19 protein-coding genes are annotated in these 24006 nt (G+C 67.0%); 6 read left to right on the top strand and 13 right to left on the bottom strand.

Features of this window, described 5'->3' with window-relative positions; all coding sequences use genetic code 11:
* Nucleotides 1–62 precede the first annotated feature (62 nt).
* The 8 genes from GOOTI_RS15950 to GOOTI_RS15915 all read right to left on the bottom strand — a co-directional run bounded on the left by GOOTI_RS15950 (nt 63) and on the right by GOOTI_RS15915 (nt 11460).
* The gene (locus GOOTI_RS15950; RefSeq protein ID WP_007239640.1) at nt 63–1439 is read right to left on the bottom strand and encodes an FAD-binding oxidoreductase; all 1377 of its coding nucleotides are present in this window, start codon (nt 1437–1439) and stop codon (nt 63–65) included.
* 177 nt (nt 1440–1616) lie between these two features.
* Entirely contained in the window at nt 1617–5102 is a 3486-nt protein-coding gene (locus tag GOOTI_RS15945) for an ATP-binding protein (RefSeq protein ID WP_007239639.1), read from the bottom strand.
* 9 nt (nt 5103–5111) lie between these two features.
* Entirely contained in the window at nt 5112–6758 is a 1647-nt protein-coding gene (locus GOOTI_RS15940; RefSeq protein ID WP_007239638.1) for an MFS transporter, read from the bottom strand.
* Nucleotides 6759–6958: 200 nt separating this feature from the next.
* Complete coding sequence (locus tag GOOTI_RS15935; RefSeq protein ID WP_174299148.1) at nt 6959–7471, bottom strand: DUF4334 domain-containing protein; 513 nt, start codon at nt 7469–7471, stop codon at nt 6959–6961.
* Between the two features lie 122 nt (nt 7472–7593).
* Nucleotides 7594–8538 (bottom strand): lysophospholipid acyltransferase family protein, encoded by a 945-nt coding sequence (locus GOOTI_RS15930; RefSeq protein WP_007239636.1) that lies wholly within the window; start codon nt 8536–8538, stop codon nt 7594–7596.
* 7 nt (nt 8539–8545) lie between these two features.
* Nucleotides 8546–9433 carry a GNAT family N-acetyltransferase gene (locus tag GOOTI_RS15925; RefSeq protein WP_007239635.1) on the bottom strand — a complete coding sequence of 296 codons (888 nt, stop codon included), beginning with the start codon at nt 9431–9433 and terminating at the stop codon, nt 8546–8548.
* Nucleotides 9434–9634: 201 nt separating this feature from the next.
* Nucleotides 9635–10588, bottom strand: a complete 954-nt coding sequence (locus tag GOOTI_RS15920; protein ID WP_007239634.1) for an electron transfer flavoprotein subunit alpha/FixB family protein — start codon at nt 10586–10588, stop codon at nt 9635–9637.
* Between the two features lie 86 nt (nt 10589–10674).
* Nucleotides 10675–11460: an electron transfer flavoprotein subunit beta/FixA family protein gene (locus GOOTI_RS15915; protein WP_007239633.1), complete on the bottom strand. Its 786-nt coding sequence runs from the start codon at nt 11458–11460 to the stop codon at nt 10675–10677.
* A 197-nt stretch (nt 11461–11657) separates the two neighbouring features.
* Between GOOTI_RS15915 and GOOTI_RS15910 the strand changes: the two genes are divergently transcribed.
* Genes GOOTI_RS15910 through GOOTI_RS15900 form a run of 3 tightly spaced genes read left to right on the top strand, consistent with a single transcriptional unit; the run spans nt 11658 to nt 15360 of the window.
* Nucleotides 11658–12506: a class I SAM-dependent methyltransferase gene (locus GOOTI_RS15910; RefSeq protein ID WP_007239632.1), complete on the top strand. Its 849-nt coding sequence runs from the start codon at nt 11658–11660 to the stop codon at nt 12504–12506.
* A gap of 8 nt (nt 12507–12514) precedes the next feature.
* Nucleotides 12515–14080 (top strand): 1,4-alpha-glucan branching protein domain-containing protein, encoded by a 1566-nt coding sequence (locus GOOTI_RS15905; RefSeq protein ID WP_051997992.1) that lies wholly within the window; start codon nt 12515–12517, stop codon nt 14078–14080.
* Entirely contained in the window at nt 14077–15360 is a 1284-nt protein-coding gene (locus tag GOOTI_RS15900) for a glycosyltransferase family 4 protein (protein ID WP_007239630.1), read from the top strand. The genes GOOTI_RS15905 and GOOTI_RS15900 overlap by 4 nt, the downstream gene beginning before the upstream one ends.
* A 45-nt stretch (nt 15361–15405) precedes the next feature.
* On the opposite strand, the gene GOOTI_RS15895 is transcribed toward GOOTI_RS15900, so the two are convergent.
* Complete coding sequence (locus tag GOOTI_RS15895) at nt 15406–16158, bottom strand: acyltransferase (protein ID WP_007239629.1); 753 nt, start codon at nt 16156–16158, stop codon at nt 15406–15408.
* Nucleotides 16159–16271: 113 nt separating this feature from the next.
* Here GOOTI_RS15895 and GOOTI_RS15890 point away from each other — a divergent pair, with 113 nt between their 5' ends.
* On the top strand, nt 16272–17600 hold the full coding sequence (locus tag GOOTI_RS15890; RefSeq protein WP_039994222.1) for an outer membrane protein assembly factor BamB family protein: 1329 nt from the start codon (nt 16272–16274) through the stop codon (nt 17598–17600).
* A gap of 30 nt (nt 17601–17630) precedes the next feature.
* Nucleotides 17631–18914 carry an alpha-amylase family glycosyl hydrolase gene (locus tag GOOTI_RS15885; protein WP_039994224.1) on the top strand — a complete coding sequence of 428 codons (1284 nt, stop codon included), beginning with the start codon at nt 17631–17633 and terminating at the stop codon, nt 18912–18914.
* Between the two features lie 29 nt (nt 18915–18943).
* On the opposite strand, the gene GOOTI_RS15880 is transcribed toward GOOTI_RS15885, so the two are convergent.
* Complete coding sequence (locus GOOTI_RS15880) at nt 18944–19918, bottom strand: GlxA family transcriptional regulator (RefSeq protein WP_007239626.1); 975 nt, start codon at nt 19916–19918, stop codon at nt 18944–18946.
* 52 nt (nt 19919–19970) lie between these two features.
* Here GOOTI_RS15880 and GOOTI_RS15875 point away from each other — a divergent pair, with 52 nt between their 5' ends.
* Complete coding sequence (locus GOOTI_RS15875) at nt 19971–21344, top strand: MFS transporter (RefSeq protein WP_007239625.1); 1374 nt, start codon at nt 19971–19973, stop codon at nt 21342–21344.
* Here the strand turns inward: GOOTI_RS15875 and GOOTI_RS15870 are convergent.
* The 3 genes from GOOTI_RS15870 to GOOTI_RS15860 form a co-directional block, all read right to left on the bottom strand.
* Nucleotides 21246–22469: a THUMP-like domain-containing protein gene (locus GOOTI_RS15870; protein ID WP_007239624.1), complete on the bottom strand. Its 1224-nt coding sequence runs from the start codon at nt 22467–22469 to the stop codon at nt 21246–21248. The genes GOOTI_RS15875 and GOOTI_RS15870 overlap by 99 nt on opposite strands.
* A gap of 220 nt (nt 22470–22689) precedes the next feature.
* Nucleotides 22690–23679 carry a class I SAM-dependent methyltransferase gene (locus GOOTI_RS15865; RefSeq protein ID WP_007239623.1) on the bottom strand — a complete coding sequence of 330 codons (990 nt, stop codon included), beginning with the start codon at nt 23677–23679 and terminating at the stop codon, nt 22690–22692.
* A gap of 90 nt (nt 23680–23769) precedes the next feature.
* Nucleotides 23770–24006 (bottom strand): enoyl-CoA hydratase-related protein (locus tag GOOTI_RS15860; RefSeq protein ID WP_007239622.1); only part of this gene is annotated, 237 nt, incomplete at its 5' end.

Below are 24006 nucleotides of genomic sequence, written 5' to 3'. Positions count from 1 at the left end.
TCACCAATTCCGTGACGAAGCAATCCGGTGCCCGACCCGCCGTGCTCGCTCCGCTGCCGGTGTCAGCGGACCACCTGGCCGACCGCGAGCGCCTCGCACGGATCGTGCTGGCGGGCCAGCGCTGCGAGCCAGGCCGCTGTCTCCTCGTCGTAGCAGGAGCGGACAGTCCGTGGATCGGCACTGGCGGTGAAGTTGGGTAGCCGTCCGCCCGTCGCCCACGCCGACATGTCGCCGACCAGGCGCGTCGCATGTTCGGGCACGATGTCGGCGATGGGGCCGACGAGCGCACCGATGATGTGCAGATTGACGGCGGCGTCGCGGTGGCAGACCGCGCTGTCGGGTCCGCGCTGCTCGGCGAAAGCACCCCCGAGCAGCCGGAGCTCCACGACGAGCAGCGGCGAGGCCGCGGCGGGCCCTACGTGACGGAGCAACGTGGTCACCGCCTCGTCGGTCAGATCCGACAGCAAGATGCCGTCGTCGTGCGTCGGCAGCGGGTCGGTCGGGTCGGCGTGGATCATGCCGACGGCCGCGTACGGCATCGTGTCCACCATGTCCAGAATGGGGGTCGCGACAGCGCGCATCGGGGCGAACGTGGCCGCTGCGGTGTCGACGTCGGCGACGCTGGCATAGCGCACGGCCACGGTGCGCTTTCCCGCGAGCATCGGCGGGACCCCCGGCATGTCCGGCAGTCGGAGAAAAGCGACCGACGTCGACGCCTCACGGGGCAGCTCCTGCGCCCAGCGCTTCCATGCCGCAAGAACAGCCGACGCATCGGCACCGTCGAAATAGACTGCACCACCGTAGAACTGAGCAATGGGCAACAGTTCCACCTCCACCTCTGTGATGATGCCGAGCGTTGCTTTTCCGCCGCGCAGACCCCAGAACAGGTCCGGATCCACGTCCGCAGTGACCCGACGGAGGCGTCCGTCGCCGGTGACCACCTCGAAGGCACGCACGTAGTCCGAAGACACCCCGACCGTGCGGACCAGGGGTCCGATGCCACCGCCCGAGAGGAACCCGGCGACCCCGACACCGGGCGCCGAACCACACAGCGGCGCAAGCCCGTACGGGGCGGCGGCGTCGATGACCCGCTGCCACCGGACGCCCGCTCCGATCCGTGCAGTGCGGGTGTCGGGATCGACGTCGCAGGTGTCGAGGGCCGCGGTTCGAACCAGCAGCGACTTCCCGTCGACCGATGTCGCCCCGTGTCCCGTCGCGTGAACCGCGACGGTCATGGAGTTGTCTGCCGCGAACGACACCGCAGCGGCCACATCGTGAGCGTCGGCGGCGTCGATGACCGCCCACGGACGCCTCGACACCGCGGGATTGAAGCCGACGGTCGCGTATCCCTCCTGGCTCGGGCGGAGAACGTCTCCGCGGATTCTGGCGCGCAGGTCGGCGATGTCGGCCTGGTCGATGGGGGTCGGTGTCTGGGTCATCACGAAGCTCCTCGAAGTGTGCGAACTGTTGGCGGCTCGGGCCGGTTGCGTCCGGTCTGTGTCGTGCCGCCGGGCCGTGTTCTCACCATGTCCGCACACCCTTGTGATGATCTTGCTGTCTTCTTGGAGTCGGCGCGACTGCAATGTCAGTCGATCGACTGGTGCGGGTCGGAGGGCTCAGCGGGCGCGCGCCGCAGTGGCAGCCGACGCCAGAGCCGTCATGTTCGCCACGGTCGCCAACGCCGCGATGTCGGCGAGTTCACGGTCGCGTCGCGGTCCCGCGGGCGCACGGGACGCTGCGGCCATCCGGCACCGCAGTACCCCGGGCACGCTCCCCGCGGACTCCGAAAGCTGACGGGCTCGGTCCAGTGCCTCGATGGCCGCGTCTTCGTGGCCGAGAAGGAAGTGGAGCTCGGCGAGAGCCAGGTCGACCGGACCGATGCAGCCGACCTGCCCGACGGTGGCGATGGCACCCGCGAAGGGTTCGAGGTAGTCGACCAAGATCTGTGCGCGATCGGCCAGGTCGAGTTCGACGACCACTCCGGAGAGGATCACCGCCTGCGCGAGCGACGTCCACATCATCGGCTCCCGATCAGCCAGCCACGCATCGACCATCGCAATGGCGAGTTCTGTGTCGCCGTGCACGCCAGCGACGGTGGCGACACCCGAAGCCAGCAGCGTCGCAACGGAATTCCCCGCGGCCCCGGACACCACGGTCCGCACCCATTCCAGTCTGTCGTCGCGGTCGATGCCGAGGACGTCGTCGACGAACTGCTCGAACATCCCCTCCTGCGTGGCCATCGCCATCATCGCGAGCGCCCCACTGCCGGCGACGTAGAGCTGCGTCTGTTGGTGGACGGCGAAAGCGGTGTCGAAATGCTCCCGCGCACGATCGAATTCGCCGTACCAGACGGCGAGAGCGGCCTCCATCCAGCGGAGCTGTGCACGCAGGATCGGCAGACGCATCCGTTCACTGCCGACGATTCCGCGACGGAGGTGCCGCTGTGTGGCATCGAGGTCGCCGAGTGTCGTCGTCGCCATCGTCAGCACCGAGTCGACGATCACCTCGTCGAACGCCGACAACGTATGCGCCATGTCGCGGATCGAGTTACCGAGGGCAACGGATTCCGCCGCCCGCTCGGCGACACCGGAGTACGTGATCAGCCGGGCGATCATGACATCGGCGAGCACGTCCACGTCGCCGGCTCGCTGCGCGCATGCTTCCGCGCGGGCGAGGAGCGTCGCCGGGACGTTCGCGTCACGGCTGTAACAGGAGCCGATCGCCAACGCTCCCAGTACGCGTGCGCTGCTCGCGGCGTCTCCGTCGGTGAACTCGCCGACCGTTCTCAGGACCTCCTGCAGCGGACCACTCTCGACACCCGGCGGAACCCACGGCCATCCCCCACCCGATCGAATCAGCGTCGCCGCGAGCCGTCCGGCGGTCTGCGTACTCCCCGAGCGCATGGCATCCGTCAGACGCTCGGCGACGGTGTCGAGGACGGTCGCTACGTTTCCGGCGCGCAGGTGCGCATCGAGGAGATCGACGAGGAGATCGTCGCGCACCGTGACATCTTGCACCTCGGAAGCCAGCGACTCATAGGTGCGCAGCGCGGCGTCGAGCCAGTAGGCGGCATTGACCGAGTCCCAGCGCGACGTGGCGTCGGCGGCAACCCGACGACACGCGGCGATCACCTCGGAGACCTCCGCCAACGGCAGTGCGTTGAGCAGGTGCCCTGCCCGTCGCACCGTAGAATCGGCACCCGTCGTGGTTGCGAGGATCTCGGCCGTGCGGAGATGAATTCTGCAGCGGCGCAACGTCTTGATGCCCGCCATCGCCTCCTCGCGGAGGAGCGCGTGCGCGAACACGGTCCGATTGTGGCCGACGCCTGCCACTACGATCCGTTCGTCTACCGCGTCGTCGATGCAGTCGGCGACCTCGTCGACGTCGCGTCCCATCACCGCGGCGAGCAGCGTCACGTCGATCTCATCGGAGATGACCGCCGCGTGTCCGAGCACCTCGCGGGTGGTGGGATCGAGCGAGACGAGCCGGCGGTCGAGCACGGAACGCACTGCAGCCGGAATAATCTCTCTGCGTTGCGAATTCGGCAGGCGCGCATACTCGGCGACGAACAACGGGTTACCGCCGGTACGGTCGAAGAGCCCGTCGAGTTCGGCGGCGGACAGCTCGTCGTCGGATGTCTGTCGTGCCAGGGCGGTCACCTCGTGGCGTGTCAACGCCGGAACGTCGACGACGCGGCCGCCTGCGCGAACCAACGCGCCTCGTAGACGGGCGAGTTGCGCGTCGACCTCCTCCTCTCGGATCGTGAGGATCACGCGCACCGCCACGTTTCGCAGCGCCGTGGTCAGATACACCAGCAGGTCGATCGACATCGGGTCGGCCCACTGCGCGTCGTCGACGATGATGGTGACAGGGCGTGCCGATGCGCGTGATTCGATGAGGGCCTGCACCCGTTCGTACACCGCGAAGCGCGCAGCGTCGGCGTCGACTCCCGGCGGCACCGACAGCATTGCCGCCGCGTCGGCCTTGAGGTCACGGCACAGCTGTCGCATCGGCCACCATGCCGGAATACCCTGTGCGTCAGGGCATCTCACCCACACGACATCGTCACCGTTGCGCGCCGCGACGTCGGCTGCCTCCTCGGCGAGCCGGGTCTTGCCGATCCCGGCCACGCCCGACAGAGCGAGCCAGCGAGTCGCGGGGCCCGAGCTGTCGTCGAACAGTGCGGTGAGCGTGGTCATCTGCGCCTCACGCCCGACCAATGTGCTGACGGATTTCTCTGACAGTGCTTCTGTCGTCGGGGATTCGAGGTCGGAGACGAGAGACGAGGATCGCGTGGGCGAGGACACCGGAGACGCCCCGGACCAGTGCGGCTGTCTCGGCCACGCGGCGATCTCGGCGTCGTGGCGGAGGATGGCTCCCTGCAACTCGCGCAGCTCACGGCCGGGGTCGAGGCCGAGTTCGTTGTCGAGTCGCCGCACGTGGTCGGTGTAGGTGGCCAGCGCATCGGCCCCGCGTCCGGCGCGGTACAACGCAACCATGTGCAACCACGCGGCTCGATCACGCAGCGGGTCGATGGCGCGCAAGGCCACAGTCTCGGTCAGCGCCTGACCGGTGTCGCCGTGCGCGAGGAGCGTCGTGATGTGCGCCTCGGTGACGGCCAGCCGCGTCTCGGTCGCCGCAACGGAATCGGGCCCGACCCACTTCTCGTCGGCCATGTCGGCGAGAAGCTGCCCACGCCACAGCGCCAGGGCCCGCTCGCAACCCTCCCGCGCGTCGCGCCAGCGCGCGGCATCCACGTGATCGCGGATCTCGCGCGCCAGCGCGGTGTACTCGACGAGGTCGACCGAGTCGTCGGCGATGTTCAACCGGTATCCGGGACTGACACGTTCGATGGGCGACGGACCGCCGGATTCGCCCCGCAGCGCGCGCCGCAGATTCGAGATGTAGGCCTGCAGGCTGGTCGTCGCCGCAGGAGGCGGATGTGGGCCCCACACCGCATCGATCAGCCGATCAACCGACACGACGGCTCCGCGCGCGAGCACAAGTGCACCGAGCACGGCCCGCTGCTTGGGCGACCCGAGGTCAAGGAGCTCGCCGTCGCACCGGACCTCGAGCGGACCGAGTATCAGATACTCCCGCATCTTGTCCCCTCACTCGTGCGGTCCGGGATGCCGGAAATCCGGCGATCTCGAGTCTACGACCAGCAACGACGCCGTGTCCCGTGTCCGCGTCGGTTCACCGCCTGCCGTGCGAGCGGCGTGCGTCGCAGCCGTGCTCGTCCGGCCGGAAGCCACCTGGCCGGTTGCCTGGTCTGTGGTGGCGCGGGCGCGACGCATCGCGGCGACCACCACGAATGCGCCGACCACCGCGATGGCGGCGCTGATCCAGAGGGCGACGCGCAGGGCGTCGACATAGGCGCCCGCGTCGCCGCCGTGCAGCACCGATGCCGCGGGGAACACGGCGCCCAGCGCTGCCACACCGAGCGCGATCCCCGACTGACGGAAGACGTCGTTGACACCGGCGGCCAGCCCTGCGTCGTCGTGCTCCGCCTCGGCAAGTACGACCCCGCTCATCACGGGATTGAACACGCCGGCGCCGATGCAGGAGAGCAGGAATCCGGGCACCATGACCCAGCCACTGCTGTGCTCACCCGCGATGGTCATCCAGGCCAGACCCGCGGCAACCGCGACGAGCGCGGCCGACAACAGCACCCATGCGGGCACGCGGCCGACCGCTTTGTCCGTGAGTCCTGCGACCACGAGCATGACCATCGTTCCCGGCAGGTAGACGAGGCCGGCGGCAATGGCCGACATACCGAGCACACCCTGCAGGTAGATGGTCACGTACACGAACACCGCGAACATCGACGCACTGATCGCGAACGTGGCGACCTGTGCGCCGGCGAACGCAGGGTTGGCAAACATCGTGAGTGGCAACATGGGCTGTGCGACAACACTTTCGACAGTCAGAAAGACACCGAAAGCGACGACCGCGACACCGAAGGAGGTCAGGGTCACCCCGTCCGTCCAGCCGCGCGCATTGGCCTCGAAGAACCCATAGGTCAACGCGCCGAGCGCCACGATCGCACTGAGCTGACCCCAGATGTCTCCCCGTCGCGGACTCCTGCTCGCCGACTCCTCGATCCAACGGGTCGCGTACAGCATCGCGACACCCAGGGGGATGTTGACGACGAAGATGGCTCGCCAGTCGATCCAGTCAGTCAGCACACCCCCGAGCAGTGGTCCGATGGCGAACGAGGCGCCGATGGTCGCCCCATAGGCGGCGAGCGCCCTGGTCCTGTGTTCTCGGCCCGGAAATGCGTGCGCCAGCAGCGCCAGCGACGACGCGAACAGTAACGCGGCGCCCAATCCCTGTACGACGCGGGCCGCGTTCAAGGTGGCGATGTCAGCGGCGACGGTGCAGAGCACCGAGGCAGCGGTGAACACGAGGGCTCCGACGACGAAGACGCGGCGTCGACCGATGCGGTCGGCCCACGCTCCCGCGCTCAAGACAACGGTCGCCAGCGCGAGTGTGTATCCGTCGATCACCCATTTCAGCGAGTTCATGCTCGCGTCGAACTCGCGCGCCATGGACGGCAGTGCGGTGTTGACCACCGCGATGTCGAGCATGAGCATCGCCGTGGCCGCGCAGACGACCGCGAGCGTGATGCGTTGGACCGTGCTGAATGACCCCGCGACGTCGGTGAGCGGTGCGCTCCGGATCCATGGCGGGTTCGTGTGTGCCGGCGGGTTCGTGTCTCTCGGCGGGTTCGTGTGTGTCGGTTCGGTATGCGCCATGGCTTCTGCCTTCGTGTCGATCCTTCAGGGACGACGACAGAGTGCGGTGAGGCGCTTGGCGATCACTTGCCGACGGCTTGACGTCGACGCCGGAGGCAGCTCGGCGTGGACGGGCCCTGCGAACGATGTGGCTCTGCGAGCGATGTGGCCCTGCGATCGATGTGGCCCTGCGAACGATGTGGCTCGACGATCGGGACGGCTCAGGAATCCCGCTCGAGGTAGAAGTAGAAGTGACGACCACCGATGAGTCCGCCGCTACCGTTCATGATCCCCATCACGGTGGTGTCGTCGACGCGTTTGAAGTGGTCGATCACCGGCTGGCCGTCGTAGACCATCGACGCGGTGACCTCGCCGCGGAACTCGACGGCCCACAGCGACGCCTCACCCTTGCCGACCTCGGTGTTGGAGTACAGTTCGCCCGCATCGTTGCGGCAGACCAACGGCTGAACCTCGCTGGTCGAGATGAAGTTCTTGCCGTACCAACCGATCTTGGTGAGCAATCCGTTCATCGCGTGACCGGTCACGAACTCGCCGCCGTGCCACCGTCCGAGCATGTCCGCGGGTCTGATCGTGTCCAGGTCGGCCCACACCGCGTCGAGATCGGCGTCGGCGACGGGCGTTCGGGCGGTACGCAGTTCGGCAAAGCGCGCCTGTGCCGCCTCGCGACGTGCGTCGACGTCGTTCTCGATCGGTGCCTGCGAACTCGCGGTCACGAAAGCCTCCCGACGGTTGGGCGCGCCCGGGGACGGTGCGCTGTTCTCACCGTAACCGATCCGCCCGCAGGGTGTGTCGGCGATCACCCGTGCCCCGCCACGCGTCCGCGCACCCCGCCGGTTCACCGATGAAGGTGCCCGACCGGGCCTCCGACGAGTTCGGCGCACCGGTCGGCGAGTTCCCTACGGTCGGATCGGGGGAGCTGGGACTCGTGCACTCGGATACGCACCGCGAGTCCACGGGTGCGCAACACGCGCCGCAACGTGTCGGCGGGCGAGTCATCGCCGATGAAACCCGCTGCGGTGGTGACCGTCCCGGAGACGGTGAACTCCACATGCAGCGGGATGACCGGGACGCCCGCATCGATGGCGGCTTGGAAGAAGGCAGGCCGGAAGTCGCCGCGGGCGCGACCGCACCAGGTGGTCCCCTCCGGGAAGACCGCGACCGAGTTGTCGGCCTGCAGTTCGGTGACAGCCCTGTGCACCGTCGCGGGCAGGGCGCGCAACGAGCCCCGGTCGATCGATATGATGCCGAGCCTGCGTGCAAGAGTCGACACCACCGGCATCGACATCACGTCACATTTCGCCACGAATCGGGCAGGGTTGACCACCGCGACCGCGAGGATGTCGAGATACGAGATGTGGTTGGCCACCACGAGCCCTCTGGTGTTCGTGGCGAAGGGTCGACGGTCATCGATGACCACCCGAATCCCCAAGGACCACAACAGGGTTCGCGCACTGGTACGGATGTAGGCACGACGCAGGAGTCGCGGCAGGAACGCGACCAGGGATCCCGTCAGCAGAAACAGCGTGGTCGACGCCGCGAGTAGCACGACGCGGGTCACGACGGTGAGCATGTTCGCCGTCGCTCGCGCATCGTCGGCGTGGCACTCGTCGCCGCACGGACTCGCCGGGAACCAGGCGTGGCGCACGTCCTCGTCCGACGACGCGCCGTGCTCAACACTCACGCCTGGAAGTGCGGACGGAACCGGTGTCGGCGAGAGCGGTGCCGGTGGCGTCGGGGTGTCCGGCAGCGTGGGCACGGGGATGATCGTGGCGGCCGTCATGGGGACCTCACTCTCGGGTGGGTACTGCGAGTCGCGCGCCTGTCGCACGAAGTCTGTCGAGGTAGCGGATGTTGGCGGTCTCGCGATCGAGAACCGTGACGAAGTCGCCGACGTCGAAGATCTCGTCGATCGCGGGTTGTCCGCAGACCGTTGCGCCCAGCCGCAGGTAGGCGCGCAGAAGCGGCGTGATCGTGAGCGTGACGGGCGGCTCGATCTCGTCGAGGGTGCGACCGTCGACGAGGGGGTCGCGCAACGGAGTGGCTCGCCAGGGCGCCGGATGGCGGTCGAGCACGTGGTCGCGGACGCCGCGCAGCGTCGCACCCCGTGGTTGCCCGCCCGGTCCGCTCAACGGAACCGAGACGCAGCCCATCACGTAGCGGTAATCGGCGTCGTCGAGATATCGGACGAGAGCCGCCCACAGCAGCGCGGTGATCGCCCCGTGTCTGTGCCCCGGCGCCACACACGCGCGCCCCATCTCGACCAGTGACCCACCGATCCGGTCGATCTCGCGGAGGTCGAACTCACTCGCGGAGTACCACCCGCCGGCGGCGATAGCGCGCGGCGGCGCGAGCAGCCGCGCGCAACCCAGCACACCGTGCTCGTCGTCGACAGCGACGAGATGCTCTGCGAACTCGTCGACGTGGTCGGCGTCACGGGCCGTCGTGTGGTCACCGATGCGGTCGGAGAAGCCGGGCTCCTCGGCGAACACGTCGTAGCGCAGTCGCTGGACCGCGTCGATCAGCTCGGCCGAGTCGGTCAGGACGATCCGCAGGCGTCCGGCATCGACGAGGGTGCGGGTGTCGCTGCGGCCGAGCTCTGACGAGCACGCGAGGTGACGCCCCACAACCGAAGAGGTCAGTACGTCTGTCATGTCCCAGATGAAAGCCAGTCGCAACGACCGTGCTGCTACGTGGGCGTGACGTGTCGGGGCGTGCTCGGTGAACAGAAAGCAGCGATCCCCGGCCCAGATGGGCCGGGGATCGCTACGAGTGGTTTCGACAGGCTCAACCAGCGGCAGGCAGCTCAACCAGCGGCAGGCAGCTCAACCAGCGGCAGGCAGCTCAACCAGCAAGCCCGCTGATCGAGCTTGTCGAGATCACTTACGCTTCTTGACCTCTTCGGTCAGCTGCGGTGCGACGTTGAACAGGTCGCCGACGATGCCGTAATCGGAGATCTCGAAGATCGGCGCTTCCTCGTCCTTGTTGACGGCGACGATGGTCTTCGAGGTCTGCATACCCGCGCGGTGCTGGATCGCACCCGAGATGCCGAGCGCGACGTAGAGCTGCGGCGACACGGTCTTGCCGGTCTGACCGACCTGGAACTGGCCGGGGTAGTAGCCCGAGTCGACGGCGGCACGCGAGGCACCGACCGCTGCACCGAGCGAGTCGGCGAGCTCCTCGACGACCGAGAACTTGTCGGCGCTACCGACACCGCGACCACCGGAGACGACGATCGATGCCTCGGTGAGCTCGGGACGGTCACCACCGACGTTCGGCTCGACCTTGGTGATCTTCACGCCACCCTCCTGCGCCGGAACCTCGACGTCGACGCGCTCACCCGCGCCTGCCTGCGGGGCGGCCTCGACGCCGCCGGGGCGCACCGAGAAGATCGGTGTGTCGCCCTTGGCCTGCGCATCGACGGTGAACGCGCCACCGAAGATGGAGTGGACGCCCACGGCGCCCTCCTTGACGTCGACGACGTCGGCGAGCACGCCCGACCCGAGACGAACCGCGAGACGTCCCGCGATCTCCTTGCCGTCGGCGTTGGCCGCAACGAGGATGCCCGCGGGCGATGCCTGCTCGGCAACCGACGACAGCACGTCGACCTTGGGGCTGATCAGGTAGTTCGCGGCGTCGTCGGACTCCGCGACGTAGATCTTCTCGGCGCCTGCGGCCTTGAGGTCGTCGATGATGCCGTCGGCACCACCCGGTGCGCCGACCACGACGGCCGACGGCGTGCCGAGTGCACGAGCGGCGGTGATCAGTTCGTTGGTCACCTTCTTCAGGGCGCCCTCGGCGTCCTGCTCGACCAGAACGAGTACTTCTGCCATTGTTTTTGCTCCTGGATGTCTGGGTGGCCTGCGGCGAGCTAGGTGGCTGCGCGGGCCGGTGAGGTGGTCTGGTTACGCAGCGGCGCCTAGATGATCTTCTGGCTCACGAGGTACTCGGCGACCTTCACGCCGCCGTCGCCCTCGTCGGTGACACGCTCGCCCGCGGTCTTCGGGGGCTTCGGGGTCGAGCTGGTGACGGTGGTACCGGCGTTCTCCAGACCCACATCCGACGGCTCGACGTCGATCTCGGCGAGCCCGACGACCTGAACTTCCTTCTTCTTGGCGGCCATGATGCCCTTGAAGGACGGGAAGCGCGGCTCGTTGATCTTCTCGTTCACGCTGACGATCGCGGGAAGCTCTGCCTCGATGTGGTAGATGCCGTCGTCGGTCTCGCGCTCACCCTTGAGCGACTCGCCCTCGACGGTGAGCTTGCGCAGGTGCGTCAGGTGCGGCAGTTCGAGGTACTCGGCGATCATCGCGGGGATGGCGCCGACACGACCGTCGGTGGCCTCGTTACCTGCGATGACCAGCTCGACGCCCTCGACGGTGCCGAGTGCGCGTGCAAGCACGTAGGCGGTCTGCACCGCGTCGGAGCCGTGCAGCGCATCGTCCTGGATGTGGATGGCTTTGTCGGCACCCATCGACAGTGCCTTGCGGATGGCCTCGGTGGCACGCTCGGGGCCTGCGGTCAGGATGGTGACCTCGCCTCCGTTGGCTTCCTTGATCTGCAGCGCTTCCTCGACCGCGCGCTCGTTGATCTCGTCGAGCACGGCGTCGGCGGCCTCACGATCGAGCGTGAAGTCGCTCTCGGAGAGCTTTCGCTCGGACCAGGTGTCCGGAACCTGCTTGATCAGAACGACAATGTTTGTCATGGGTCTTCGTCGACCTCCTGCGTCGGGTTCGGCAACTTACCGGCGGGTAAGGCCATCGGTCTCCACCCACTTTAGCGCCTCCGAATTGGCCGCAGAACATCGCCTACCTCACACTATGCCCACGATCCGACCGCCGCGACCGCGCGAGTGCACCGGAGGGGGTTCGTGGGACGACCCCGGGTACTAGTCTCGTGGGGATGAGCGACGCACAGGGCTCGACCACACAACGTCGGTCGACGGTGAGCACCGAATCCGCTGCCGCCACAGGCGCGGCGAGCTTGGCCACGTTGAGCACCGAGACACAGCTCGCGCTGACCGGGGAACGCACGGTTCCCGGCATCCCCGCCGAGAACTACTGGTTCCGGCGCCACGAGATCGCCTACCGCTTCATCGCCGAATCGTGTCGAGGTCTGCACGTACTCGAAGCGGGGTCCGGAGAGGGATACGGCGGAGCGATGCTCGCAGCGGAGGGCGCGACGGTCACCTGTGTCGACTACGACGCGTCGGCCGTCGAGCACACGCGTCGGCGTTATCCGCAGCTGACGATGATCCAGGGCAATCTCGTCGACCTGCCGTTGCCGGACGAGTCGGTCGACGTGGTCGTCAATTTCCAGGTCATCGAGCATCTGTGGGACCAGGCGGCATTCATCGCGGAGTGCAGACGCGTGCTGCGCCCCGGCGGACGCCTGCTGATCTCGACACCCAACCGCATCACCTTCTCACCGGGACGCGACACCCCGTTGAATCCCTTCCACACACGTGAGCTCGACGCAGCAGAGCTCACCGATCTGCTGATCGAGGGTGGGATGGAAACCGTTGTGATGCATGGCGTCTACCACGGTGCAGGTTTGTCGACACTCGACGAGAAGTGGGGCGGGTCGCTCATCGATGCGCAGATCGACCGTGCGCTTGCGGGCGAGGACTGGCCGGACGAACTGGTCGCCGACGTCGCCGCCATCACAGCCGACGACTTCACCATCGTCGCCGCCGACGACGTCGACATCGACGCCTCGCTCGATCTGTTCGCCGTCGCGGTCCGGCCCTGACGACGCCGATGACCTCTTCTCCCGTCGCAGGTTCTGCGCACCCGATCGGTGGCGATTCGCCCGTGCCCGGACAGTTCACACTGGTGCTGCACTCTCATCTGCCGTGGTTGGCCAACCACGGCAGATGGCCGGTCGGCGAGGAATGGCTGTACCAGTCGTGGGCTGCGTCCTATCTTCCTGTGTTCGCCATGTTGCGACGCCTCGCCGCCGACGGTTTCACCAATCAGCTCTCCCTCGGGATCACACCTGTACTGGCCGCCCAGCTCGACGATCCGTACTGCCTCCGCTCGATGCACGAATGGCTTGCCGACTGGCAGCTGCGGGCGATGCAGGCGACCGAAACACCCGACGTCGCGCGCCGCGAGCTCGCAGGTCACGAGTTCCGTTGCGCCGCACAAGCAATGGCGGAGTTCGAGCGGCACTGGCTACACGGCGCGAGCCCTCTCGTCAGATCTCTGGCCGAGACCGGCGTACTGGAGATCCTCGGTGGCCCGCTGGCTCATCCGTTCGGTCCACTACTCGACCCGCGACTGCGTCGTTACTCGCTCGCCGAGGGACTCGCCGATGCTCGCGGGCGTTGGGGCTTCGCGCCGCAGGGCATCTGGGCCCCTGAGTGCGCCTTCACGCCCGGAATGGAGACCGAGTACGCGGCGGCCGGCGTCGGACACTTCATGGTCGACGGCCCCGCGCTCCACGGCGACACCGCGCTCGCGCGGCCCGTCGGCGACTCCGACGTACTCGCGTTCGGTCGGGATCTGACGGTGAGCTATCAGGTGTGGTCGCCCAAATCGGGTTATCCGGGCCATCCCGCCTACCGCGACTTCCACACCTACGATCACTCGACAGGGTTCAAGATGTCGCGTGTGACAGGCAAAACCGTTGCGGGACAGGACAAAAAGCTCTACCAGCCGGATCGCGTCGCCCCGGTCATCGGCCGTCACGTCGACGATTTCGTCGAGCACGTGCGCGCACGGCTGGTGTCGGAGTCCGAGCGTATCGGACGACCAGCGCTCGTCGTCGCGGCCTTCGACACCGAACTGTTCGGACATTGGTGGCATGAGGGACCTCGATGGCTCGAGCAGGTACTCCGACGCCTGCCGGAGGCGGGCGTGCGCGTCGGGACGATGGCGTCGGCCGCAGCCAACGGGTTCGTCGGCGAGCCGGTCGCACTCACCGACAGCTCGTGGGGATCGGGCAAGGACTGGCGGGTCTGGAACGGCCCACAGGTCGAGCACCTGGTCGACCTCAACGCCGAGGTGGTCGAGACCGCACTCGACACCATCGACAAGCTGCTCGACGCCGGATCGGTGCGCGACCACGTCGCCGACCAGATCGTCCGGGAGACGCTGCTGACCGTGTCGTCGGACTGGCCGTTCATGGTCTCCAAGGACACCGCCGCCGAGTACGCCGTCCGCAGAGCACACACCCATGCGCACGCTGTGCGCGAGATCGCCGACGCTGCCCTGCGCGGCCGAACAGCGCAGGCCGGCCGACTCGCTGCCGGGTGGAATCTCGCCGACGGACTGTTCGCCGACCTCGACGCCCGACGCCTGCGCGGGAGCGAGCGCGTATGAGGGTTCTGCTGGTCTCGTGGGAGTACCCGCCGGTCGTGGTGGGCGGTCTCGGCAGGCATGTGCACCATCTCGCCACCGAACTCGCCGCAACCGGGCACGACGTCGTGGTGCTGACGCGCAGACCGTCGGGGACCGACGCACTGACCCATCCGACCACTGACACCCGTGTCGAGGGTGTCCGTGTGATCGCCGTCGCCGAGGACCCACCGGAGTTCGAATTCGGGCAGGACATGATGGCGTGGACGCTCGCCATGGGTCATGCGTTCGTGCGAGCGGGGTTGCGCATCCTCGCGGCGGATCCCGACTCGCGGTGGACCCCGGACGTCGTCCACGGACACGACTGGCTGGTCGCCCATCCCGCGGTCGCGCTCGCAGAACTGTTCGACGTCCCGCTCGTCTCGACCATCCACGCCACCGAGGCGGGCAGACACAGTGGCTGGGTCAGTGGGCGCACCAATCGACAGGTGCACTCCGTCGAGTGGTGGCTCGCCAACGAATCAGATGCGCTCATCGCATGCTCGACGTCGATGCGCGACGAGGTCAATCGGTTGTTCGGTCCGGGACTGCCCGACGTCCAGGTGATCCACAACGGCATCGACGTCGACCTCTGGCCGTATGCCGAACGAACACGCACCGCCCAGGGGCCTGCGGAACTGCTGTTCGCGGGCCGCCTCGAATACGAGAAAGGGGTGCAGGATCTTCTCGCCGCGCTCCCCCGGATCCGCCGCACGCACCCCGGTACGACGCTGACGATCGCCGGCGATGGCACCCAGTACGACTGGCTCGTCGAGACCGCCCGTCGACACCGGGTGTCGCGTTCGGTGCGGTTTCTGGGTGCGGTCGGGCACGACCGACTCGTCGACCTCATGCACCGATGCGACGCGATCGTCCTGCCGTCGCGGTACGAGCCGTTCGGCATCGTCGCCCTCGAAGCGGCGGCCACCGGAGCACCGCTCGTCGTCTCCACGGCCGGCGGGCTGGGCGAGGCGGTGTCGGTGCACCCCGACGCCGACCCGACCATGTCGCCGACCGGCCTGTCCTTCGCCCCGGGCGACGTGGCGGGACTGACAGCGGCCGTTCGGTCATGTCTGTCCGATCCCGCAGAGGCCGGCGCGCGTGCCCGACGCGCCCGGCAACGCTTGACCGAGGAGTTCTCCTGGCGGGAGGTCGCCGAACGCACCAGCGGCGTCTACCTGTCGGCGAAACGTCGTGTGCGGCACCCGGTGGGCCGCCCGTTCATTCCCGAAAGGCCACTGCCCGAACGCGATCCAGGACACTAGCGTCCCTCGACACTCACCGGCGGCCGATCACCGCCAGACTCGAACTCAGTGCCCGTGCGCGCGGGCCTCGGCCTTCTTGCGCTCGATGTCGGCCAGCGCACGTTCGAGTTCCGCACGCTCCTGCGCGTTCGCAGCCCAGTCGTCCTTGCGGTTCTTCACCACTCGTGCGGGCGCTCCGACGGCGATCGAATAGTCGGGGACCACACCCTTGACCACCGCGTGCGACCCCAGCACGCATCCGCGCCCGACGATCGTGTTGCGCAGGACCGACACCTTGGCCGCGACCCAGGTGTCCGAGCCGATCCGCACCGGTCCCTTCACGATGCCCTGGTCCTTGATCGGCAACGTGATGTCGTCGGTCTTGTGGTCGAAGTCGCAGATGTAGCACCAGTCGGCGATCAGCACCGAGCCGCCGATCTCGAGGTCGAGATAGGAATTGACGACGTTGTTGCAGCCGAAGACCGTCTTGTCGCCGATGCGGAGACTTCCTTCGTGACATCGGATCGAGTTGCCGTCGCCGATGTGCACCCAGCGTCCGATCTCCATCCTGCTCAACTCCGGTGTCGCGTGGATCTCGACATTGCGGCCGAGGAAGAGCATTCCGCGCAGGACGATGTGGGGGTTGGCCATACGGAACCGGGCCAGCCGGTAGTACCGGACGAGGTACCAGGGTGTGTATGCCTTGTTGCGCACCACCCAGCGCAGCGAGTCGAGTGTGACGAATCGCGCCTGGCGCGGATCGCGGCGGCGTCCGGCCCGCCAACGAGACCGGTAGGAGGCGTTCCACATCGTCGTCATGACGACTCACCCTAATCGACGCCGCGGTCCGGATCGGCGGCGGAGCGTCGCACGATAGGCTCTACTGCTGGCGTCCCGGTGCAGTGCCGGGAGCCGAACACGACGGGAGCAGGATGGCTGTGGTTGGCCGCCGGATTCGGGCACCGCGACGAGTTCTGGCTTCGCTGGTGCTCCTGCTCAGCGCCGTGCTGACGATCAGCGCCTGTTCTGACGGACACATCGACGTACGTTCGGTCGCAAGCCCGGGTTGGGCCAGTTACGGCGGCAACGGCGCGAATTCGAACTACGCCTATCCGTCGATCCCGGATGATCTTGCGCTGAGCTGGACCAGACCGACCGGCGGACCGGTGACCGCGCCGGTCACGGTGTCGAACCACTCGAACGTGAACGTCACCGCGGCTACCGCCAACGGGTGCAACCTGCTCGTTCTCGACCCCAACTCCGGTCGCATGAACTTCTGCAAGCGCATGCGCGTGGGCATCGAGGCGAACTCCACACTGCTCGACCAGTTCGACCAGCCCTACGTCGGCGAGGAGGCGACCTTCCTGTCGCTCAACGCTGGTGGCGCGATCCGGTGGCGGATGCCGGTCATCGGCGTGCCGCTGTCTGCGAAGTTCGCGGCTCCCGGTGAGGTCCTCGTCGTGACGACACAGGGCCAGATTCTGATGCTCAACACCCAGACCAGCGACTTCACCGCCCCGGAGGTGCGACTGCGTCCCGAGGCCGACCCCGGCGATCCCCTCTGGGGTTACGGCGACTGCGTGAGCAACGGTCCGCGCTGCGCCGTGCCCGCCCCTCCCGCTGTCGACGAACAGCACAGCCGCTTCTTTCTGAATTTCTGGCCGACGGGCGCCATCGCCTCCCAGATCCGGGGCTTCTCGTACGCGAAGCAGGGCGATACGCGAACGATCCGCGAGATGTGGCACGCCGACGTTCCCGGTGGTGTGATCGGCGCGCCGACGCTGTCGGCCGACGGGACCACGCTGTACACGTTCAGCCGTCTCGGGCAGATCGTCGCGCTCGACGCCGCGAACGGGAAGACCAAGTGGACCTACGACAACGGCGGCTACGGATTCGCGTCCATGACCGTGTCACCCGATGGCCTGATCATTCCGACCGGTGTACTCGGTGCGCCGCTGACGCTGCTGCGTGATCGCGGCGACCGCGCCGAGCAGGTGTGGCAACGCAAGGATCTCGCGGCCGTGAGCCTGTCGACCCTCACCTCGTCCACGAGCGTCTGGACGGTCGTGCGCAGCGAGGATCAGAAATCGCTGTCGCTGGTCGAGGTCGACACCGCCAACGGGAACACGAAACGCACGCTGGCGATGCCGGGCGCCACCGGCTTCGCGACGGGTGTCGCGGTGTCCGCCTCCGGCCAGATCGCCACCGCCACGAACATCGGTGAGGTGTTCTTCTTCGATTCGAAGAAGAACATCGACTAGCTGCACACGGCAGCCACTAGAGTGGGCGCGATGACGACAACCACGCCTGCCTGGGTCGCCACGTCGATCTGGTGGCACGTCTACCCTCTCGGCGCGCTCGGCGCCGACACCACCGGAGTGGATCGGCACTGCCGTCGCCCGCTGTCGGCACTGATCGACTGGCTCGACCACGCAGTCGCGTTGGGTGTCAACGGAATCGCGCTCGGTCCGATCTTCTCGTCGGCCACTCACGGATACGACACGCTCGATCACTTCACGATCGACGAACGCCTCGGCGACAGAAGCGATTTCGACGCTCTCGTCGCCGCGTGCCGGTCTCGCGGCATCCGCATCATGCTCGACGGCGTCTTCAACCACGTGTCGCGCCAGCATGATCAGGTGTCCGACGACGTGGCTGAAGGGGGTTGGGAGCGTCGGGACCGGGATGGACACGTGCAGACGTTCGAGGGCCATGGCGACCTGGTCACGCTCGACCACCGCAACCCCGCGGTGGCCGATCTGGTGGTCGAGGTGATGTGCCATTGGCTTGCGGCGGGCGTCGACGCGTGGCGCCTCGACGCCGCCTACGCCGTCCCGCAGGAGTTCTGGCGCACCGTCCTGCCACGTGTCCGTGAGCGGTTCCCGGACGCCTACGTGATGGCAGAGGTGATCCACGGCGACTATCCCGGCTACGTCGCCGACACCGGGGTCGACTCGGTGACTCAATACGAGCTGTGGAAAGCGTTCTGGAGCAGCATCATCGACGCCAACATGCATGAATTGCAATGGGCCCTCGTGCGCCATGGCGAGATGCTGCAGACGTTCGTCCCGTGGACGTTCGTCGGCAACCACGACGTGACCAGGACGGCGACGCGTCTTGCCGAGCACTCTGCCGACCTCGCCGTGGTTCTGCTTGCGACGCTCCCGGGCACCCCTGCGGTCTATTACGGCGACGAGTTGGGATGGACCGGAACCAAGGAGGATCGCGTCGGTGGTGACGATGCGGTCCGTCAGATGTTGCCCGACACACCGCCTGTCGACGACGAACTTCCGCCCGTCTATCGTCTTCACCAGCGACTCTTCGCGATTCGGCGCCGATTCTTCGACATCGAGCACGCGCAGGTACGTGTTCTGACCGTCGATCAGGGCCTGCTCGTGTACGAGGTGTCCACTGGTCCCCCGATCATCGTGGCACTCAACGCGAACCGGACCGCCACGGACGTGACGGTCGACCTCGGCGACACCGGACATCTCGCCTCCGAGGCGAGCCACCGGGACGGCAACAACATTCGACTCGAGCCAGGCGGCTGGTACATCGCGGGCACCGAGTCCTGACCGATAGCGTCGAATCAACCGACCCGACATCACCTGCCCACGAAGACCTTTCGGTATGCACTCGGCGCCATGCCGAGATGCCTACGCAGATGGTGCCGCAGCGTGTCGGCAGACCCCAGACCGGATCTCGCAGCAATCACGTCAATGGACAGCTCACCGGCCTCGAGTAGTTCGCGAGCAAGGTCGAGACGTCGCTCCCGTACCCAGACGCCCGGCGACACGCCGGTCTCCTCTTGGAATCTGCGGCTGAAGGTCCGCTGGCTCATCTGTGCGCGGCGTGCAAGTGCGCTGACCGAGAGGTTCTGGTCGAGGTGGTGGACTGCCCACTCGCGCGTCGCGGCGGTTGTCGGGCCCCCGACGCCGGGGACCTGACGTTCGATGAACTGTGCCTGTCCTCCCTCGCGCCAGGGAGGGACCACACAGTGCCGGGCAACGGCGTTGGCCACCGCGGTGCCGTGATCACGTCGAATGATGTGCAGACACAGGTCGATTCCCGCGGCGAGACCGGCCGAACTCAGGACGTCACCGTCGTCGACGAAGAGCACCGACTCGTCGAGATCCACACGTGGGTACAGCCTTCGGAAGTCGTCGGCGTAACGCCAATGCGTCGTGGCCCTGCGCCCGTCGAGATAGCCGCCCGCCGCAAGCACGAAAGCCCCCGTGCAGATCGACACGACGCGGGCCCGCGGCCGGATCAGTGTGAGCGCTTCACGCAGATCGTCGGGAATGGTCCCGTCGATGCGGCACGACGCCAGTTTTGTCCCCGGCACGATCACCGTGTCCGCCGTGGCCAAGGCCGAGACGTCAGCGCTGGGCGTGATTTGGTAGGCCGTCGTCGTCTGCAATGGCGACGGTCCGAGTCCGACCGTCTCGACCTCGTAGAGCGACCGACCGGCATCGTCGACGGCCTGCCCGAAGAGCAACGGCGGAATCGTCGCATCGAACCCGACCACCGGCTCCAGCAGCAAGACGGCGATGCGATGGATGGCAGATTCTTCCGACATATTGGCAATTATGCCACTGGCACTCGGGACAGCTGCGCCCGATTCTTGATATGTGACCGTGACACCAGAGCGCGAGCCCCTGAGAACACCCCTGCGTCAACGTTTGGGCGGCCGTCGGCCGCACTGGGCGTGGCTGGTCGCGGGCGCGAGCTTCATCGCGATTCTCGGCGCCGCCGGATTCCGGGCCGTGCCGAGCGTGATGATGGATCCCCTCCACATGGAGTTCGGCTGGTCCCATGCGACGATCGGCGCAGCGATGTCGATCAACATGGTGTTGTTCGGAGTCACCGCACCATTCGCCGCAACGCTCATGGACCGGTTCGGCGTACGTCCGATTCTGACCGTCGCACTTGGATTGATCGCTGCGGGAACAGGTCTCGGAGTCTTCATGACGTCGAGCTGGCAGTTGTTGCTTCTCTGGGGCGTGCTCGTCGGGTTGGGTACCGGGTCGATCTCCATGGGATTCGTCGCGACGGTGTCCACTCGCTGGTTCGTGGCCAGACGCGGCGTCGTCACCGGTGTGCTCACGGCCGCGAGCGCCACCGGACAACTGATCTTCCTGCCGGTCGTCGCACACATCACCGATGTCTACGGGTGGCGGTGGGCCTCGATCGTGGTCACGGTCGCCGCAGTAGCCGTGATCCCGGTCGTGCTGCTGTTCATCAGGGACAGACCATCCGATGTGGCGACCACGGCCTACGGGGCAACGTCGCACGACGCGATCGACACACTACCCAATGGCAGCTTCGGCGCAGCAGCCGCAGGGCTGCTCCAGGGAGCGCGTACACGCGCATTCTGGCTTCTGGCAACGAGTTTCGCAATCTGTGGTATGACGACGAACGGGCTGATCGGCACCCACTTCATTCCAGCGGCACACGACCACGGGATGCCGACGACCGTCGCCGCGTCGCTGCTGGCCACCATCGGGATCTTCGACGTCGCCGGGACCGTGTTCTCCGGTTGGCTCACCGACCGCGTCGACCCGCGCGTGCTGCTGGTGATCTACTACCTGGGTCGCGGAGTGTCGCTCCTACTCCTGCCGCTACTGCTCTCACCCCACGCCGAACCGAGCACCTGGGTGTTCATCATCTTCTACGGACTCGACTGGGTGGCCACCGTGCCGCCGACCATTGCGATCTGCCGACACTACTTCGGCGCCAACACCCCGGTCGTCTTCGGCTGGGTGTTCGCCTCCCACCAGATAGGCGCCGCGATCGCCGCATTCGGCGCAGGCTACATCCGCGACGCGCAGGGCAGCTACGACAACGCCTTCCACATCGCGGCGGCACTCTGCGTTGTGGCTGCCATCTGCTGCGGTGCGATCAGGCTAGACCGCCCTGACACCGGCCTCGCACAGGAACCCGACACCCTTGCGGCCGATGCGGGTGAGCACCAGGCTCAGGGACCGAGACCCCTTGAGACGTAGCCGCTTCCGCAGAGCATCGGGATCGACGTCGAGTCCACGGACAAGGATCTCCAATGTTCCACACCCGTACGCGGCGACAGCCTTGCGTAGCGCCTTCTCCGACGTCGACACCTCCTCGAGCACCTCGAATCCGCGCTCTCCCGGAGGTACGTGATCGCCTGTGAGGTAAGCGATCTGGGGATCGAGCTGATGCAGTCCGTGCCGTGCCGCGTACTGGCGAACAAGCCCCGCACGTACCACGGCGCCGTCGGGGTCGATGATCCACCTGCCGACGGGACCACTGTGCTCGACATCGTCGGGTTCGTCGTCGCTGATCTCGAAGCCACTGACGGCGCCGTCGGTCCCGGTGCGCAGAACTGTCGCACGTGTTCGCTCGCCGATTCCCGGTCCGCTCCACAGACACGCCTCACGAACTCCGCCGTCGAGCGAGGTCACCTGCACTTCACCGCTGAAGCCGAATCGGTTACGCAGCGCCCGATAGTCAATGCCCGGGGCACATTTGACGATCACGACACGATCGGCATAGGTCATCAACACGTCCGGCAGCGGCGGTGCGAGCTGGTCGAGTCGGAAGACACGCCCACCGCCGGAACGTCGGGCGGGATCGGCGAGCACGACATCAGCGGTCGAGGTCGGCGTCAGGGCATCGGCGAGCAGCAGCGCCGAGGGTAGGTCACCGCCGATCTCGCGACAGTTGTATTGCGCCATGCCCACTCTCACCCGATCGAGGTCGCTGCCGATGACGCCGCCGATTCCGTCGGTCGCAGTCAGTTCCACCATCTCGCCGCCGATGGAGCACGTGACATCGTGGACAACCGCACCTGGAAATCTGTCGGCGATCTCGAAAGCTCGGTGCGCGGCAACCACACTCGGCGTCGCCTGTTGAAGCGCATCGTCGGTCAGCAGCCAGCGGTCGGCATCGCGGAGTTTGGCGGTTGCCCGACGCCGGCACCGCGTCGTCTCGATGAGCGCAGCGTCGTGTGGGGCGTAGCGCCCGCGTGCGTGTTCGACGTCGGCGATCATCGATGCAGACGTCAAGGGCATGCCCGACACCACATCGAGCGCCTTCTCGCCATAACGACCACGGAGAAACGCGACGTCGTCGAGCGTGAACCGATAACCCAATTGGCATCTCCCCTGGCAGGTGCGGGTTCCACAGACACCTTGGCACACGCCGGGCTCGCGACATCGCGCAGGTTCAGTCGGAAGGAGGACGTAACACCGGAAACCATGAGGTCGGCCAAGGAGTACGGGCGTATGACACCGGCCCACTGAGCAGCCATCGATACACATCGCACCGCGGAGGAGTCCTGCGCGGCGCGATGTCTGTAAGGCGATCGGTCACTCAGTTGGCGGGTTTGGTTCCCGTCACGACGACGTTGTAGAAGAACTTGGGCGGTACGACCTTACGCAGCACGTTCTCGTCCAGCCAGGTCATCCGCTTCCAGCCTCCGAACGCGAAACCAGCCCAGCCCCAGCCGAGCTTCTCCGAGGGGACAGCGGCCTCGAACGTGCGGACAGGCCAGCCGAGCATCGCCGCGGCCAGCTCTTCGGTCGCCGTCTCGACCTGCGCCGCTCCCGCGGAGCGTGCTATGTCCGCCAGCTCGTCCGGATCGAACGTGTGGATGTCGACGACGGCTTCGAGCGCCGCGGCGCGTGACGACTCGTCGAGTTCCTCCTGCGGTCGACGCCACGACTTCAGCGGCCCCAATTTGGTGACGTTGGTTGTCGCCCACCAGGTGGCCCGACTCATCCAGCGTGCGTAGAAGTCGCCGATCGTCGACGGCTCACCCGCGAACACGAAACGGCCGCCCGGCTTGAGGACGCGCAGCACCTCACTCAACGCCTGCTCGACGTCGGGAATGTGGTGCAGCACAGCGTGCCCGACCACAAGGTCGAAGGTGTTGTCGTCGTACGGAATACGTTCCGCGTCTGCGACACGGCCGTCGACGTCGAGGCCCAGGTTCTCGGCGTTGCGCAACGCGACCTTCACCATGCCGGGCGACAGGTCGGTCACCGAGCCCTTTGTCGCAACACCCGACTGCATCAGATTCAGCAGGAAGAAGCCGGTTCCGCACCCGAGTTCCATCGCACGTTCGTACGGCAGCGGTTGGTCGGCTGCCACGGCGTCGAATCGGCCGCGCGCATAGTCGATGCACCGCTCGTCGAAGCTGATCGACCACTTCTCGTCGTAGGTCTCGGCCTCCCAGTCGTGGTAGAGCACCTGCGCGAGCTTGGTGTCCTCCAGGGCGGCCTTCACCTGCTCCTCGGTGGCATGCGGATTGGGAGCCGGATCGACGTGATCGGCTGCCGACTCGTTTTCGGTGGTCGTCATGGGTCTCCTACTCTCGCCCTGTGCTGTGTCCGCGACGGCGATACCTACTCGCCGGTAGGGCACGTTGCCGTTGAACCCTACCCGCGCGCATCACTTGCCGGTGAACTGCGCCTTGCCGGGGCCGTTCGCGACGAACGAGTCCATTCCGATCGTGCGGTCGTCCGTGGCGAACAGTGCGGCGAACTGCTGTTCCTCGATCCTGAGTCCGGTCTCGAGGTCGACGCCGAGGCCCTGGTCGACGGACTTCTTGGCCGCCGCAAGCGCCAGGCTCGCCGCGTTACGGAACTGCCCGGCCCACGCCACCGCGGCGTTGTAGACCTCATCGGG

Source organism: Gordonia otitidis NBRC 100426, from assembly GCF_000248075.1.
Classification (GTDB): Bacteria; Actinomycetota; Actinomycetes; order Mycobacteriales; family Mycobacteriaceae; genus Gordonia; species Gordonia otitidis.
This window is presented reverse-complemented; position numbering and strand designations above follow the sequence as displayed.

Bases quoted from the DNA above. Each gene is read 5' to 3' on its own strand.
- GOOTI_RS15945 (WP_007239639.1), bottom strand. From the start codon at position 5,102: ATGCGGGAGTATCTGATACTCGGTCCGCTCGAGGTCCGGTGCGACGGC.
- GOOTI_RS15880 (WP_007239626.1), bottom strand. From the start codon at position 19,918: ATGTCGGAAGAATCTGCCATCCATCGCATCGCCGTCTTGCTGCTGGAG.
- GOOTI_RS15940 (WP_007239638.1), bottom strand. From the start codon at position 6,758: ATGGCGCATACCGAACCGACACACACGAACCCGCCGAGAGACACGAAC.
- GOOTI_RS15895 (WP_007239629.1), bottom strand. From the start codon at position 16,158: ATGACGACGATGTGGAACGCCTCCTACCGGTCTCGTTGGCGGGCCGGA.
- GOOTI_RS15890 (WP_039994222.1), top strand. From the start codon at position 16,272: ATGGCTGTGGTTGGCCGCCGGATTCGGGCACCGCGACGAGTTCTGGCT.
- GOOTI_RS15920 (WP_007239634.1), bottom strand. From the start codon at position 10,588: ATGGCAGAAGTACTCGTTCTGGTCGAGCAGGACGCCGAGGGCGCCCTG.
- GOOTI_RS15915 (WP_007239633.1), bottom strand. From the start codon at position 11,460: ATGACAAACATTGTCGTTCTGATCAAGCAGGTTCCGGACACCTGGTCC.
- GOOTI_RS15885 (WP_039994224.1), top strand. From the start codon at position 17,631: ATGACGACAACCACGCCTGCCTGGGTCGCCACGTCGATCTGGTGGCAC.
- GOOTI_RS15905 (WP_051997992.1), top strand. From the start codon at position 12,515: ATGACCTCTTCTCCCGTCGCAGGTTCTGCGCACCCGATCGGTGGCGAT.
- GOOTI_RS15950 (WP_007239640.1), bottom strand. From the start codon at position 1,439: ATGACCCAGACACCGACCCCCATCGACCAGGCCGACATCGCCGACCTG.
- GOOTI_RS15865 (WP_007239623.1), bottom strand. From the start codon at position 23,679: ATGACGACCACCGAAAACGAGTCGGCAGCCGATCACGTCGATCCGGCT.
- GOOTI_RS15910 (WP_007239632.1), top strand. From the start codon at position 11,658: ATGAGCGACGCACAGGGCTCGACCACACAACGTCGGTCGACGGTGAGC.
- GOOTI_RS15900 (WP_007239630.1), top strand. From the start codon at position 14,077: ATGAGGGTTCTGCTGGTCTCGTGGGAGTACCCGCCGGTCGTGGTGGGC.
- GOOTI_RS15930 (WP_007239636.1), bottom strand. From the start codon at position 8,538: ATGACGGCCGCCACGATCATCCCCGTGCCCACGCTGCCGGACACCCCG.